The sequence below is a fragment of the Pseudomonas sp. 3JA genome, from assembly GCF_036961705.1.
Lineage (GTDB): Bacteria > Pseudomonadota > Gammaproteobacteria > Pseudomonadales > Pseudomonadaceae > Aquipseudomonas > Aquipseudomonas fluorescens_Q.
On the sequence record NZ_JBAMDJ010000002.1, the window covers coordinates 154,463 to 168,426 of the forward strand.

Sequence of the window (13,964 nt, forward strand, 5' to 3'; positions counted from 1 at the left end):
TGTAAACCATAGGTTTTCAGCAACCATTTTTTGAGACTGCCGAAATGCGTACATATTGAATACGCTCATGAAGGAGCCCTTGACCGCCTGAGAATGCGAGTCAACACGCCATTAACTGCCTATTACGGCAACTATTGACAATAATATGGTGAAGAAGATGACCTATCAGCCCGTGCTACCCGGAATCCGCGCGATTGAAGACGAGATGATAGCACTGCGCAGACATATCCATTCCCATCCGGAGTTGGGCTTCAAGGAGTTTGCAACGTCTGATTTGGTAGCGAGTAAGCTGCATGAGTGGGGCTTTGAGGTGCGGCGCGGCCTTGGAGAAACGGGTGTCGTGGGATGTTTGAGTCATGGCAAAGGTCGTAAGATGATTGGCTTGCGTGCCGATATGGATGCGCTACCTATCTTAGAGCAGACTGGATTGCCATATTCCAGCCGCCACGAAGGCGTGATGCATGCGTGTGGTCACGATGGTCATACTGCGATGCTTTTGGCAGCAGCGAAATATTTAGCTAGTAGCCGACAGTTTGATGGTTCGCTGGTGGTGATCTTTCAACCAGCCGAAGAAGGTGATGGCGGCGCCCAGCGAATGCTGAATGACGGGCTACTGGAGCTGTTTCCTTGCGATGCATTGTTCGCGATGCACAATATGCCCGGGCTGCCTGCGGGAAAGTTCGGCTTCCGAGCCGGCCCGTTCCTAGCGTCAAGCGATACCGTGACCATTCGCATCGAAGGTGTCGGGGGGCACGGTGGTATTCCGCACAAGGCAACTGATCCGGTACTGGCCGGTGCGGCCATCGTGATGGCGTTGCAGAGCATCGTGTCGCGCAATGTCGATCCACTCGACACCGCAGTGGTCACAGTTGGTTCGTTCCATGCGGGTGACGCGCCCAATGTCATCCCCGATCATGCAGTGCTGCAATTGAGCGTACGTGCACTGAAGTTGGAAGTACGCGATCAATTGATCAGTCGTATTATCACCGTTGCGCAATCTCAAGCAGCGAGTTTCGGCGCGAGTGCCAGTGTCGAGGTTCACGACGGCGAGCACTTTCCGCCTCTAATCAACGATATCGACAGCACGGCCTTCGCTCGTCAAGTGGCCGTTGATTGGCTGGGGGAGGAAGGGCTAATTCCCGATATGGCGCCGATTGCAGGAAGCGAGGACTTTGCTGTGATGCTACAACATTGCCCTGGCAGTTACTTATTCATGGGCAATGGTGATGGGCAGGGTGAATGCATGGTGCATAACCCTGGCTATGACTTTAACGATAGCTGCCTGGGAATCGGCGCCAGCTACTGGGTACGTTTGGTTGAAAGCTTCTTAGTCTGATTTTCACCAAGTTTAACTCTACCCACTACTGCTAGGAGCCCATCCTATGTCCGTGTCTATCCCCCGATCAGTTGGTACTGAATCCGCTGTTTATGTTAGTGCCCGGCACCCGGTCCGCGCGCGCGCGATTGCCGCAATCACGATTGGCTCTGGTCTTGAGTTTTATGATTTCACTGTCTACAGTTTTTTTGCCACATTAATTGGTCGTCAGTTTTTCCCGGTAGAAGATACCCTTGGCCAATTGTTGCTAGCTCTAGCCACCTTCGGAGTTGGTTTTGTTATGCGTCCGATTGGCGGCCTGATACTTGGCTCCTATGCTGATCGGGTCGGTCGAAAACCAGCTATGATTTTAACATTGATGCTGATGGCGTTGGGAGCGTTCATGTTTGCTGTTACTCCCACCTTTGCTCAAATCGGTGTTGCTGCTCCCATCATGATTGTGCTGGCGCGACTGATACAGGGATTTGCTATCGGCGGCGAAGTAGGTGCCTCCACGGCGATGCTGATGGAGTACGCCGACGATCACAATCGTGGCTTTTATGCTAGCTGGCAGTTATTTAGCCAAGCTTTGAGCTTCCTTCTCGGCGCCCTAGTTGCTTTGGCCCTTAGCGTTTTTCTGCCGGTTGAAGCTCTGGAGAGTTGGGGTTGGCGCCTACCATTTTTACTTGGCATCCTAGTGATACCTGTTGGGATTTATATTCGTCGCCATCTTGAGGAAACCGCTGTTGCTTTGCCGCAGGCTGACGCAGCAGTACCCGGTATTCGCCTGATATTTACCCGTTATCGACGCATGCTGTTGGCCGGAGTGATGCTGGTGATTGGCAGCACTGCCTCTGCCTATACCGTTCTGGATTACATGACCAGCTACACCGTTACTGTGCTGCATTTACCCCTGGCGATGGGTACCGGGGCCTCTTGTCTAGGCGCGCTGGTCCAGATATGCCTGTCAATTTGGGTCGGCCGGCTCAGTGATCGTATCGGTCGCCGACGCACTATTGTGTTGGGCAGCATCCCGATGATGGTACTAATCTATCCTTCTTTTATGCTAATGAACCAATATCCGACCTTAGGGACGCTGCTAGCAGTTTCGGTACTGAGTTCCATACTGTTGGTATTCATCATTGTGCCTACGGTTGTGATGATTACTGAACTATTCCCGCGTACGATTCGCGCTACCGGGCTATCAACTGTTTATTGCTTGGGGGTATCGATATTCGGAGGGTTCGCTCAGTTTTTTGCAACGGGGCTCATTGGATTGACCGAAAACAACAACGCGCCAGCAATCTATGTGATGTTTTGCCTATGCTTTACGCTGGCAGGGTTGATGATGGTTAAGGAAACAGCTGGAAAACCACTTGGTTAATTCAGTAAAGATCAAAGTTGGCAAAGACAAAGTTCGTACCAGCCCCTGAACGACGAGTGCAACCCAGACAGGCTTACTTCTGGTATAAACTCAACCAAGCCATGGGGCTGGAGTTCGTCAAACATGACGATCTTGAGCGAAGAGATCCCCTCAATCGACTGCGACAGCAGTAAGATTCTTGATCTATCAGTGACGGTCTTGCTATGAGCCAAAGAGCATCGTTAAGCTCAATGGGCACACAATTTGAACACTGCTAATCACGTAAATTTTTTATAGAGAACCGAGCCCTTAATATTCAGTTTTACAGAGGACATCACCCGCACGGAAGCTAGATCGTGGATCGATATTAATTCGGTACCTGGCGGGCCTACCCTCTAATAGAGGCTATCCCTATGGATATTCAGAATAGTTTTAATCCACATGCAAAATTGTTCTACCGTCCCATTGATGTAGCGATACGCTGGTGCAATTTAATGGCGTTCGAAACTCAGATACTCGAGGCAGCCTGGGACCGCCCTGATCTACTTGCGGTCACATTCCCCCAGTGGCCGTGTTTACATTCCAACACTGAAAAAATTCTGGATGCTATACGCAATCATGAGCTGCGTTATGGTGCCTTCGGTACCTCAGTCGCATCCGGTACCCCTGTTGACCTCCGGGTGCTGACAATCAGACATTCTGACTTAAAGTGGTGGATGATTCATCACCATCCAGACCAGCGCCCTTCGTTTCTCTTTAGCTTGGCGCTATCCGACAAGGAATATATCCGATATGGGACTTATCTCGTATTGCAGGCGGACAGGGATGCGCTGCAGGTGCAGCTAAAAGCAACCGAAGCGGCACTTCAAACTCTAACAACCGAACTCGCCGAAGCAGGACTGGAGCGTGAAAGCTTACGCATACTGGTCGACAATAAAAAACATCTCAGTGATCAAAGCAAAGTGAGCTTTCTGAATGTCATTGGTGCACTTATTAATACCTTGCTGGGATCGTCTAAATCGGGAAGACGGCATTCAATATTCGACAGCCAAGCATCCATTGTTGACTCTATCACCGCGCACTATGACGGTGTTGCAGGGCTGAGCAAGCGCTCACTAGACGAAAAATTCGCGGCAGGTAGACGTAGTCTTTCACAAGCTAAACAGTAGCCATTGCACTGCAGTCCCATCGATTGCAATGCAATGACTCCCCCACTTTTCTGCTATTCAATTCAGGTCGTTTCCCACCATGCGCCATCCGGTGCCAAGGAGTGACAACCATGCAAACGCAAGCCCTTCCGACCGCGGCTCAACCACAGCAATCGTCCGATCGTCACATCATGCGACGCGAGGAGGTGGAGCGAAAAACCGGCTTCAAGCGTGCGCATATCTACAACTTGATGAAGGAAGGTCAATTCCCTCAAGCCAAACGCATTGGACTGCGCGCCGTAGGCTGGGACTCGCTGGAGATCGAACAGTGGATCACTGAGCGCTTGGCGCAGCAGAGCTGATGCTATGCGCGTGGTATCGGTGGTTTCCACTAAAGGTGGCGTAGGCAAAACCACAGTAGCCGCCAATCTCGGCGGTCTGCTGGCGGATGCTGGTCTACGCGTCCTACTGCTCGACCTAGATAGCCAACCCACCCTCTCCAGCTATTACGCCTTAAACCAGAAAGCTGTCGCTGGCGCGTACGAGCTCATTGCACTCAACTTAACAACGCCTGCACAGATTGTTTCCAGGACCGTGATTGCCGGGCTCGACCTGATCATCTCCAACGACGGTCAGGGCCGGTTAAGTACATTACTGCTGCACGCCCCTGACGGGCGATTACGGCTGCGCAATTTGCTGGACAATTTCCGCTCCCGTTATGACCTGCTTTTGATCGACACTCAGGGTGCACGTAGCGTGCTGCTGGAGATGGCGCTACTGGCCTCCGATCTCGCTGTATCGCCCATCACGCCGGAAATGCTCGCCGCTCGCGAACTGGGCCGCGGCACCTTGAAGCTGCTCAGTGAACTCGAACCGTTTCGTCACCTGGGCATTACTCCGCCTCCTTTGCGATTACTGCTGAACCAGGTGAATGTCATTCGGGTGGACACCCGTATGATCATCCGTGGCCTGCATGAAGCCTTCGCTGGGGCTACTCACATTTTGGTCCTAAATACCGTAATTCCCGATCGAGTCGCGTATCTGAATGCCGCCTCCCTCGGCCTACCAGTCCACCGAATCGAAACGCGTCGGTCACGTGAAAGACATTCGCCCTCACCTTTGGAAACCATGCAAGCGCTGGCTATTGAACTGTTTCCGGAATGGCGCGAAGCGATCTCTAAGGTGAGCAGATGTGCAGAGGTTCGATGAGACGATTTCCGAAGACGGTATTTATCGCCAAGTCATTTTGACTGTTCAACCTTGAGGCCAACAGCGTTTGGCGAGGAGTCTTTTGATGTTGGATCAGTTTCCCATCATCGTTCAGCCATCCATTCGACAAGATCATCCACCTAGCGAGGAATACTGCACCGTGGTGTTTCGCCTGCAACGTGGGCGATCGGTCATGCGTTGGTTTCTCGCGGAACTGTCTCGGTATTTCGAAGATTCGGCAACAGCCGAGATCGTTAAGTTCGAGGTCGGTGACCATTTGCGTAACCGGCGTTAACTGAGGCTTTTCCAATGAAGAAGCCCAGTCAGGAGGAAATCACCGGCAAACTGCACCAGGACCACTTCCCCCACGGTCCAGAAATGGAGCGGTTGTCCGATCCACTCACTGATACGCCTATGCTGATCACTCTGGAGCAGTTGCGGCCCTACGAACACAACCCGCGGTTCATCCGTAACCCGCTTTATGACGACATCAAGGCCTCAATCCGTGAGCGCGGGCTGGATCAACCGCCGCCGATTACCCGCCGCCCTGGTGAAACCCATTTCATCATCCGCAACGGCGGTAATACACGCTTGGCAATTCTTGGCGAGCTGTGGCACGAAACCCGCGACGAGCGTTTCTTCCGAATCCATTGCCTGTTCCGACCCTGGACCGATGAAATCAGCGCTCTACTCGGCCATATTGCTGAAAGCGATCTGCACGGCCAGCTCACCTTCATCGAACGTGCTCTGGCAGTGACCAAACTCAAGACCATGCTCGAATCAGAGGGAGCAACACTCTCGCAACGTGAGTTGGCACGACGTCTTGCCGCTGGAGGCTATCCGATTTCCCAGTCGCATATCAGTCGGATGCTCGACACTCTCGAACATCTACTGCCCGCCATTCCACAAACCTTGTATGCCGGGTTGGGAAAACCAAAAATTGAACGCCTGATTGGTCTGCGCAGCCAGGCTGAACGAACCTGGAATCGTTATCCAACCGACGCCATCGCTTTTCCCGAGTTTTGGCTCGACACCTTAGGGCAATTTGATGCCGACCCAGAGTCCTTCGACCTTGAGCGAATCCAGGATGAACTGCTCGAACGCATGAGTCGCTTACTCGGACAGTCATACCGCATGTTGGCCCTGGAGATGGGTGATACCCAACGGGTTATCCAGACGCCCGGCGTGGTCGTCACGCCTCCGGAGAACAACTCTCTGCCGAGCGTCAATGAGCCCACGGCCGAGCCTCACCCCACCGAGCCGCATTCCAAATCAACTGAAACCAGGACGCAGGCCGAAACAGAGCGAGAGGAGCAGCTCACGCTTCCCGAAAAGAAGGTCATATCAGCAGCTCGCCCTCCGTCACGTGTCCAGCAGATCCGCGAACAGATAGATCGCGCCACTGCATCCGAATCAGCAAAGACCGTCGCAACCTGTTCGATCGACGACATCTGGATTATCGCACCAACACTGGACACCCCCGAACAACTGCGTTTAGCCATTGCCGGCCTGGCTCGGGAAATGGCGGCCTATGCCGGACATCCCGAGAGCATCTTCGACCAGAAGCATGGCCTGGGCTTCGCCCTCAGCATCGAGCAACTTGATCTTGCAGCGCCTCGTGCGGCCGGCGTTCACCTACTGCTCTTGGCCCTGCTGCGTGCCCAAGACGAAGTGAGCTGGGAGGATCGCAAGCAATTGCCCTCAGCCCTGTTCGGGCAACTGCTATTGGGGGTCTATCAACTCCCGCTGGCCGATCGTCCCGCCGTGGACGTAGGACTGGAGCGACTGCCCGACTATTTGTTAATCAAACTGTATCGCCTCATTCGCTTAGCCCGGCGCCTGATCGACTTAACGCTAACCCATGAAGACGATTCACCAAGGGAGCTGCCATGAACCTGTCCTTCAATGTGCTCAACCAGGCCATGCTGACCCAGGTCCTTCACGAGTTGCGCCTGGGTAATCTGCAACGCTGCAAAGCACTAGGACTGGGTGAAGACGACATCTACCTGCTGCAATCATTACCGCCGACCACACTGTCACGCCTGGCCCATGCCACCGTCCCCTGGGTTGAGGTCAAGATTGATTCGCCGGTGTTGCATCGGTTGATCGACCAGGCCGAACGCGACGAACAGAACGAGCGTTTGATCAATCGAGCTCTCAAGCTCGGTGCTAGCAGTACCATCATGTATCAGTGCTTCGGCTTGGCGCACTCGGAAACCGCCCTGCGTCGACGTCTGCTCAAGATAGAAACCCGTAAGGGCCGCCCCCAGAACTTGAGCGAAGCGCAGGAACATGCGCTCTGGCAGCGTTGGTGCCAACTACGCGCTGAGGACGGTGCTGAGGATCAGCTCGATGCCATGATGATGTTGGCAGAGGAGCAACAGATCAGCTTGACCATCGTTTGGCAGCAGATCGACCATTACAGCAACGGAACATGAACACTGCCCCGTCCAGTCGCTGGCAACGTGTTCTGCAGCAATGCAGCCAGCAGTTAAATGAGCGCTGGCCCGCACGCCCTACCACCGAACCACCCTCCAATCAGGCTCTTCAGGCTGGATTTCTGTTCAGCGGCCAATCACACGAAGTCGTGCCGCGTCGCTTGCTGCTGGATTGTCGGCTGACGCCATTGGAGCGTAATGCATGGCAAGTATTTCGACTCATGCTACAAGGCCAGGGCGTGGTCACACCCCGCTATGAAGATCTGCAACCTTACTTGTCGAGCGTACCCTACGGTGCGTCAGCCTCCCGTGAGACCATCGCTCGCGTCTTGATGATGCTTAGATTGACGCGCTGGCTTAGCTTGGTGAGTCGTGGCCGCGATCAGCTCAGCGGCCGCCTACAAGGTTCTCTGTACGTCCTGCACGATGAACCGTTAACCCCCGCCGAAGCCATGGAGCTGGATCAGGATTACCTGGAGCTAGTCGGACACGCCCTCGATCATGCAACCAAGGCTGTGCGAATTGTCGCTCAGCATGTTTTGGAAGAAATCCGCCAAGACACCGATATCGATCTGGGTCGACTCCCCACCCGGCTCGACAGTTGGAGTGAACATTGGACACAACAAGGATTGGATCAGGCGACCGATGAAGCGTTACACGATTCCGAACTGGGTGGCGGCCACCCCGTTCGGAATCGTGCGGGACCTCGTTCGGATTCCGAACCGGGTCTGAACGCCAAGGTTTCCGGCAGCGTTCGGAATCCGAACACTCCCTGTACTGTATTAAAAGAAAGTATTTGTACGGTACCGCGCGCGACCCCAGCAGTGGATAACCTGCACTGGCCTGATCCGCTGCACCTGAGTCCGAGCGAGCGACAGGCCGTCACCGTGGCGCTGAACAAGCTGGAACCAGCGGATCGGCAGGCGGTGCTCAACGAAGCTGGGGCGCGATGTGCGGCAGGAAGCGTTCGCAAACCGGCGGCGTATCTGATGGGCCTGATACAGCGGGCGTTGAAAGGCGATTTCCGCCCATGGGCAGGTCAGGCTGAATCGTTACCCATTGCAGAACCGCCACCCGCTCCCCCGCGCCAGCTTAGGAAAAAGGGCGAACCCGCCTCTGCCCTCGCCCAAGCGTGTCTGGATGAACTGCGCCAGCTGCGCAGCAAACGCTCTGGACGTCAGTAGATTTGATGCCACTGGCATCACTGTCGAGCGTGTCGGAAATTATCCGTTTCGCACCAAACCGAACACACCGCATTCAGCTTTTCTACTGTCCTTGACCCCCATCTGTCGCAACGTCCCCGTCCAAGCCTATGCGAGGACAACACCGTGGCCGATCACTATCAGCTCAACCTGGGTTCGTTGCGCAGCAGCATTACCCTGACACTGCATACCCACCACGCCGCCCGAATCTGGCAAGGCCGAACCGCACGCGAAGGCGTCCACTCGATCATGGGTATGGCCGGCTACATCAGCGTCACTAACCTGATCAAACAAGCCGCAGCGCAGGACGATCCTTATGCCGACTGGGCGATCGTGCAGCTCGAAGAAAAATTGATGCAGGCCAAGGCTGGGATGCTGGAACTGACCCAGGAGTTGGACCGGATCAGACAGGACCTGCCGGCGCAGATCGACATGAGCGATAACCTCAACATTCATCCCGTCTCCTTGCCCTTGTACATCGGCAGCCAACTTGGGTTTCTTGCCGTTTACCTGCTAACTGATTACGACACGCTGGTGCGCCACACCCTGTTGGCCCATCACACCGCCTTGATTGGCCGCAGAGACATGGAAGCCTGGATCGACGACGGTGCACATCTGCTGCGCAGCCTGTTCGGCCAGGCACAGCGCTATCGGCATGCTGGCGTCACCCGTGATGACATGGCGGCGAATAACGCTCGTGCTCTAGCGGCCATGGAGAAGTTTGGATTACCCCCTACGGACATCCTTGAGGGGCATCGCCGCTCCCAGTTCGCGCCACCCATCGTTCGTCGTGGTGCTGTGGCGGTGGATGACGCTGACGCGTTGGCGGAGAACGCAGTAGAGACATCTGCGACAGTCGATGAGTCGGAGGACGAAGCATGAAGTCCATTATCTCGACTCAGCCAATCCCCCTCGAAACACTCACACCGGATTCCTATCGACAGCTCGAACACGCTGCCTCCCTAAAAGGCCTTTTAAAACCTTTTAAGGGTAAGGGGGAGCTGGAATACCTGGCGCAGGTGGCGAGGGAAACCGAGGCGCAGTTATGTCGCCTAATGGAGGCTGTGGCGCAGCAGGCCGGACAACCGCCTTACTCGTTGCTGGATATTCGATTGGTGCTGCAGAACACCAGTGCGCGCAGCACCTTTTTGCGATGGCGCACCCGCGATTTTGCCCGTATGGGCGTTGCGGTCTGGGAACGACAGGTCTCCAACAAGGCCTTACCCCAAGCCGTACGCGAGGGATTGCACCGTTTCGAATACGAGCGTATCGCACTGAACTTGCAGATGAGCGTGATGCATTCGCTTTACCGTCAGGCTTCAACCTGCGCGATCAAAATGGCCAGCGCCGAACGGCTGCTGCGCCAGTCCACACCAGCAGCGGAGATATCACCATGAGTACTTTTTTCGTCGGCGAAGGCAACATCGGCAGTGCGCCAGATTTCCAGGAGTTCCCGTCAGGCAATGACGAGCCACGGCGTCTGCTGCGGCTGAATGTGTACTTCGACAACCCCGTGCCACGCGATGGCAGCTACGAAGATCGAGGCGGCTATTGGGCGCCGGTCGAGCTCTGGCACCGCGAAGCTGAACACTGGAGAACGCTGTACCAGAAAGGTATGCGCGTGTTGGTCGAAGGCCGCACCGTGCGCGATGAGTGGGAGGACAGCGAAGACAACGCACGGGTGACCTTCAAGATCGAGGCGCGTCGTGTCGGCATCCTGCCTCATCGCGTGCAGAACGTGGTCATGCGGGAGCGCTCAGGTGAATCAGCCTCGTCTGCAGCTCCCGTCGGGCAGGCTACAGACGAGGCCAACTCGCCTGCGTCGAAGTCCAAAAAGAGCAGAGGGTAGCCACCATCGGTATGACGGATTTGAGGCATAAAAATTGCGCCTTTGCGCGAAGTACCTGGCTTGTCATTACTCGCTGCTCGTGAAGCACTGTCGTCCACGTGACTACAAGGTAGTAGCCTCACCCCCAATCAAGACTGCCCTCACCGACTAAAATGAGGAACCTGCCATTCAGGTTTCTCATAGCTCGCCACTGCTGTTTCCAACAACGCTGCTCCGAACTCAATACGGAGCAGATCTATGCGTCTCTTTCTCTGCGAGAAACCCTCCCAAGGTCGTGACATCGCCAAGGTTCTCGGAGCCAGCCGTCGTGGCGATGGTTGCTTGATCGGACCCGAGACAACCGTCACCTGGTGTATCGGTCATCTGCTGGAAACGGCCCCACCTGAAGCCTATGGCGATCAGTACAAAACCTGGTCGTTGGATCATCTACCGATCATTCCCGCGCAGTGGAGGGTTGAGGTCAAACCCAAGACTGTCGCGCAGTTCAAAATCATCAAACACCTGCTCAGCGAAGCTACCACCGTCGTCATCGCCACCGACGCCGATCGCGAAGGTGAAATGATTGCCCGCGAGTTACTAGAGCTCTGCAACTATCGTGGTTCTGTCGAGCGTCTCTGGTTATCCGCACTCAACGAGGCGTCGATTCGCAAAGCACTGTCCTCGCTGAAGTCTAGTCAGGAGACCTTCCCGCTCTATCACTCAGCCCTCGCCCGCAGCCGCGCCGATTGGCTGATTGGTATGAATCTCAGTCGTTTGTTTACCCTCCTAGGACGGCGGGCGGGCTATGACGGCGTGCTGTCGGTTGGACGCGTCCAAACGCCCACTTTGCGCTTGGTGGTTGAACGAGACCGCGCGATTGCCAGCTTCGTTTCTGCGCCGTATTGGGTGGTGGATGTGCACCTGTCTTCAATGGGGCAACCCTTTATCGCGTCGTGGATACCGCCCAGCTCAGGACGTGACGAAGCCGGTCGCTGCCTGCAGCAGGCGCTTGCCAGTCAGACCGTCCAAGCGATTTTTAGCAGCAAGACCGCCACCGTAGTCTCGCTGCAGACTGAGCACTCGCGCGAAGCTCCACCCCTGCCCTTCGACCTGAGCACACTGCAAGAAGTCTGTTCACGCAAGTTGGGACTCGGCGCTCAGGAAACCCTGAACATCGCCCAAGCCTTATATGAAACTCACAAAGCCACCAGCTATCCGCGCAGCGATTGCCGCTATTTGCCAGAGAGCATGTTCAACGAGGTCGCCGCGGTATTCGCTGCCCTGCTCAAAATGGATCCCGCGTTACGCCCAGCGCTCGGAAGCGTCGATCGATCATTGCGCTCACGAGCATGGAACGATGCAAAGATCACCGCGCACCACGCCATTATCCCCACCACCGAGCCGGCGAGCCTTGGGCGAATGTCTGAACAAGAACGCCAAGTCTACGAACTGATTCGTAGCCACTACCTCGCGCAGTTTCTGCCGCCTCACGAATTTGATCGAACTCAGGTTGAACTGGAGTGTGGCGAAGAACGGTTAACCGCTGTTGGCAAACAGATCCTCGTCCAAGGCTGGAAAGGCTTGCTCTCCGACAACGCCGAAGACGATGAACCCGGTCAAAAGACCCAGGTATTGCCTGACCTACAACAGGGTACACAGTGCGCAGTGGACGACGTCGAACTCAAGTCCATGCGCACCACTGCGCCCAAACCGCTCACCGAGGGCGATCTGATCAAGGCGATGAAAAACGTCGCCAAGCTGGTCAACGACCCGCGCCTTAAACAGAAACTTCGGGATACCACCGGTATCGGCACGGAAGCCACGCGAGCCGGCATCATCAAGAGCTTGATTGATCGCGGTTACTTGCTGAAGAAGAAACGTGCCTTAATGGCCTCCGCAGCGGCCCATACGCTGATCGAAGCGGTACCCGCTGCAGTCGCGGATCCGGGTATGACCGCGATCTGGGAGCAAGCTCTGGATGAAATCGAAGCGGGACGGCTGACCTTGGATGCATTCGTCGCCAAGCAGGCGAACTGGATTACGCAGTTGGTCGAGCACTCCGGAGCGCTCACCTTGTCGGTACCGGTCGAAGCAGGACCGCACTGCCCCATTTGCAACGCCTCAATGCTTAGGCGGAAGGGAAAATCAGGACCGTTTTGGTCATGCTCCCACTACCCGAACTGCAAAGGCACTGTGCCGATCAGCAAAGGGCCGCGTCGGCCATGACGCACCGTTGGTGATCACATGAATCTTCGGGGGGCTGATGTACGGGTCAGTGCATCATCAACGGCAGTTGATCCTTCTCCAAGTCGCTTAGCGGTTGTCCGATTTCACGGGCCAACGCGATGCCTGTCGCGATCCATATCTGCCCCAGTTCGTTGAACGCTTTCAGGTGAGCAGGATCTTCATTGAGCCAATGAACAAGGCTGTCGAGGTGTGCGGGGTTATCAGGGCAATCATGGATCTTAATGAACAGCTCCAGTGTTCGATCCCAGATCAAGTCCATGTCGTTCTCGCGCTGCTCATCCATGCTCAACCTTTCCTCCATTTGGTCCTATCAGACCGCTCAGTCTCACTGGTCACTACGGGCTCTGATTCCTGAAGGAACACATGTCACGTCGCGACAAACAGGTATTTCAGTCAATATAACAACCCTATAAGTCGATACTCAACCGTTAAGGATGTTCATGTCAACGGGTCTTTGCTCAACCATTCGGGTTGAATTGGAGAATTCATCACTTGGCACATAAACATCCAACCCAAGCCCAAATCGGACGCATGATCGCGAAGCACCGCACCCAGCGTAATCTGACCCAGGAAGAGGTGGCTGAACGACTGGGGATCGGTAGCGAAGCCATTTCGCGCCTTGAGCGGGGTGTGGTGGAGCTTTCCGTGGTCAAGCTGATGCAACTGGCAGACATCTTCGACTGCCGGATGGATGAACTGCTGACGGAGTCGAGCACTCGCCCCAACGACCAGGGCCAGATGATCGCGGGCCTGCTGAGCGGCCTTCAAGAACGCGACCGTGCCTTTATCCTGACGACCGTCGAACAGCTGGCCGCTCATCTCAGTAGCAAATAACCTCTCAGCACACTGGCTTGACGTCGTCACACCCGCTCTGCTGTAGTGCCTCAGGATCATCGCTACGGCGACCCAAGACCGATTCGCTCCGGGTAGCTCGGTCGGACTCCCTGAGTTCGGAGCCTTCTCTTCTGCGGAATTTCATTCCCGCTTTGTGCTCGACCGGATTAATGTGGCGGATGACCACTGTTGCTTCTGCCAGGCAGCAGCGGTCATCCGCTACCGCGATCGCATTCAGTCCCGGAGCCCGCCGGGGAAATACTGGGCACCCTTTGTGCGCGGATGCGTGCCAGCGTATTCCGACCCAGGCCACGATAAGGGTCGGTTGGCGAATCATGGCCCAGTTAAATCAAGTTTTGCGAGGAGCTTGTCGACTGCGT

At 55.4% G+C, this 13,964-nt stretch carries 15 protein-coding genes and 1 pseudogene; 14 read left to right on the forward strand and 2 right to left on the reverse strand.

The window, feature by feature from the left end:
- Positions 1-157: 157 nt before the first annotated feature.
- Together V7773_RS02240 and V7773_RS02245 are read left to right on the forward strand one after the other, a co-directional pair.
- Positions 158-1,336 carry a M20 aminoacylase family protein gene (locus tag V7773_RS02240; RefSeq protein ID WP_336072314.1) on the forward strand — a complete coding sequence of 393 codons (1,179 nt, stop codon included), beginning with the start codon at positions 158-160 and terminating at the stop codon, positions 1,334-1,336.
- 46 nt (positions 1,337-1,382) lie between these two features.
- Positions 1,383-2,699, forward strand: coding sequence for an MFS transporter (locus V7773_RS02245; protein ID WP_336072122.1), 1,317 nt, complete (start codon positions 1,383-1,385; stop codon positions 2,697-2,699).
- Between the two features lie 42 nt (positions 2,700-2,741).
- Here the strand turns inward: V7773_RS02245 and V7773_RS30350 are convergent.
- A pseudogene (locus V7773_RS30350) lies at positions 2,742-2,919 on the reverse strand (TraI domain-containing protein); the annotation flags it as partial.
- Positions 2,920-3,091: 172 nt separating this feature from the next.
- On the opposite strand from V7773_RS30350, the gene V7773_RS02250 reads away from it, so the two are divergent.
- The 11 genes from V7773_RS02250 (at position 3,092) to V7773_RS02300 (ending at position 12,729) form a co-directional block, all read left to right on the forward strand.
- Complete coding sequence (locus tag V7773_RS02250) at positions 3,092-3,847, forward strand: hypothetical protein (protein WP_167379482.1); 756 nt, start codon at positions 3,092-3,094, stop codon at positions 3,845-3,847.
- Between the two features lie 110 nt (positions 3,848-3,957).
- On the forward strand, positions 3,958-4,188 hold the full coding sequence (locus V7773_RS02255) for an AlpA family transcriptional regulator (protein ID WP_336072125.1): 231 nt from the start codon (positions 3,958-3,960) through the stop codon (positions 4,186-4,188).
- A 4-nt stretch (positions 4,189-4,192) separates the two neighbouring features.
- Positions 4,193-5,035, forward strand: a complete 843-nt coding sequence (locus V7773_RS02260; RefSeq protein WP_336072127.1) for a ParA family protein — start codon at positions 4,193-4,195, stop codon at positions 5,033-5,035.
- Between the two features lie 85 nt (positions 5,036-5,120).
- Complete coding sequence (locus V7773_RS02265; protein ID WP_336072129.1) at positions 5,121-5,330, forward strand: hypothetical protein; 210 nt, start codon at positions 5,121-5,123, stop codon at positions 5,328-5,330.
- A gap of 14 nt (positions 5,331-5,344) precedes the next feature.
- The gene (locus V7773_RS02270; protein WP_336072131.1) at positions 5,345-6,928 is read left to right on the forward strand and encodes a ParB family protein; all 1,584 of its coding nucleotides are present in this window, start codon (positions 5,345-5,347) and stop codon (positions 6,926-6,928) included.
- On the forward strand, positions 6,925-7,473 hold the full coding sequence (locus V7773_RS02275) for a DUF2857 domain-containing protein (protein ID WP_079443368.1): 549 nt from the start codon (positions 6,925-6,927) through the stop codon (positions 7,471-7,473). Before V7773_RS02270 ends, V7773_RS02275 begins: the two co-directional genes overlap by 4 nt.
- Positions 7,470-8,657 carry an STY4528 family pathogenicity island replication protein gene (locus V7773_RS02280; protein ID WP_079443367.1) on the forward strand — a complete coding sequence of 396 codons (1,188 nt, stop codon included), beginning with the start codon at positions 7,470-7,472 and terminating at the stop codon, positions 8,655-8,657. The genes V7773_RS02275 and V7773_RS02280 overlap by 4 nt, the downstream gene beginning before the upstream one ends.
- Before the next feature lie 144 nt (positions 8,658-8,801).
- Positions 8,802-9,557, forward strand: a complete 756-nt coding sequence (locus V7773_RS02285) for a PFL_4669 family integrating conjugative element protein (protein ID WP_336072134.1) — start codon at positions 8,802-8,804, stop codon at positions 9,555-9,557.
- Positions 9,554-10,072: a DUF3158 family protein gene (locus V7773_RS02290; RefSeq protein ID WP_336072136.1), complete on the forward strand. Its 519-nt coding sequence runs from the start codon at positions 9,554-9,556 to the stop codon at positions 10,070-10,072. Before V7773_RS02285 ends, V7773_RS02290 begins: the two co-directional genes overlap by 4 nt.
- Positions 10,069-10,524, forward strand: coding sequence for a single-stranded DNA-binding protein (locus V7773_RS02295; protein WP_079443364.1), 456 nt, complete (start codon positions 10,069-10,071; stop codon positions 10,522-10,524). Before V7773_RS02290 ends, V7773_RS02295 begins: the two co-directional genes overlap by 4 nt.
- 237 nt (positions 10,525-10,761) lie before the next feature.
- A complete protein-coding gene (locus V7773_RS02300; RefSeq protein WP_336072138.1) occupies positions 10,762-12,729 on the forward strand; it encodes a DNA topoisomerase III in 1,968 nt (655 codons plus the stop codon).
- A gap of 46 nt (positions 12,730-12,775) precedes the next feature.
- Here the strand turns inward: V7773_RS02300 and V7773_RS02305 are convergent, their stop codons facing one another.
- Positions 12,776-13,033 carry a hypothetical protein gene (locus V7773_RS02305; RefSeq protein WP_039011294.1) on the reverse strand — a complete coding sequence of 86 codons (258 nt, stop codon included), beginning with the start codon at positions 13,031-13,033 and terminating at the stop codon, positions 12,776-12,778.
- 209 nt (positions 13,034-13,242) lie between these two features.
- On the opposite strand from V7773_RS02305, the gene V7773_RS02310 reads away from it, so the two are divergent.
- Positions 13,243-13,584, forward strand: coding sequence for a helix-turn-helix domain-containing protein (locus V7773_RS02310; RefSeq protein ID WP_039011292.1), 342 nt, complete (start codon positions 13,243-13,245; stop codon positions 13,582-13,584).
- Positions 13,585-13,964 lie beyond the last annotated feature (380 nt).

What these genes read in the sequence shown, in the direction of transcription:
- V7773_RS02300 (WP_336072138.1), top strand. Translation starts at nt 10,762, where the DNA reads ATGCGTCTCTTTCTCTGCGAGAAACCCTCCCAAGGTCGTGACATCGCC.
- V7773_RS02260 (WP_336072127.1), top strand. Translation starts at nt 4,193, where the DNA reads ATGCGCGTGGTATCGGTGGTTTCCACTAAAGGTGGCGTAGGCAAAACC.
- V7773_RS02240 (WP_336072314.1), top strand. Translation starts at nt 158, where the DNA reads ATGACCTATCAGCCCGTGCTACCCGGAATCCGCGCGATTGAAGACGAG.
- V7773_RS02305 (WP_039011294.1), bottom strand. Translation starts at nt 13,033, where the DNA reads ATGGATGAGCAGCGCGAGAACGACATGGACTTGATCTGGGATCGAACA.
- V7773_RS02265 (WP_336072129.1), top strand. Translation starts at nt 5,121, where the DNA reads ATGTTGGATCAGTTTCCCATCATCGTTCAGCCATCCATTCGACAAGAT.
- V7773_RS02280 (WP_079443367.1), top strand. Translation starts at nt 7,470, where the DNA reads ATGAACACTGCCCCGTCCAGTCGCTGGCAACGTGTTCTGCAGCAATGC.
- V7773_RS02255 (WP_336072125.1), top strand. Translation starts at nt 3,958, where the DNA reads ATGCAAACGCAAGCCCTTCCGACCGCGGCTCAACCACAGCAATCGTCC.
- V7773_RS02250 (WP_167379482.1), top strand. Translation starts at nt 3,092, where the DNA reads ATGGATATTCAGAATAGTTTTAATCCACATGCAAAATTGTTCTACCGT.
- V7773_RS02295 (WP_079443364.1), top strand. Translation starts at nt 10,069, where the DNA reads ATGAGTACTTTTTTCGTCGGCGAAGGCAACATCGGCAGTGCGCCAGAT.
- V7773_RS02270 (WP_336072131.1), top strand. Translation starts at nt 5,345, where the DNA reads ATGAAGAAGCCCAGTCAGGAGGAAATCACCGGCAAACTGCACCAGGAC.
- V7773_RS02245 (WP_336072122.1), top strand. Translation starts at nt 1,383, where the DNA reads ATGTCCGTGTCTATCCCCCGATCAGTTGGTACTGAATCCGCTGTTTAT.
- V7773_RS02275 (WP_079443368.1), top strand. Translation starts at nt 6,925, where the DNA reads ATGAACCTGTCCTTCAATGTGCTCAACCAGGCCATGCTGACCCAGGTC.
- V7773_RS02290 (WP_336072136.1), top strand. Translation starts at nt 9,554, where the DNA reads ATGAAGTCCATTATCTCGACTCAGCCAATCCCCCTCGAAACACTCACA.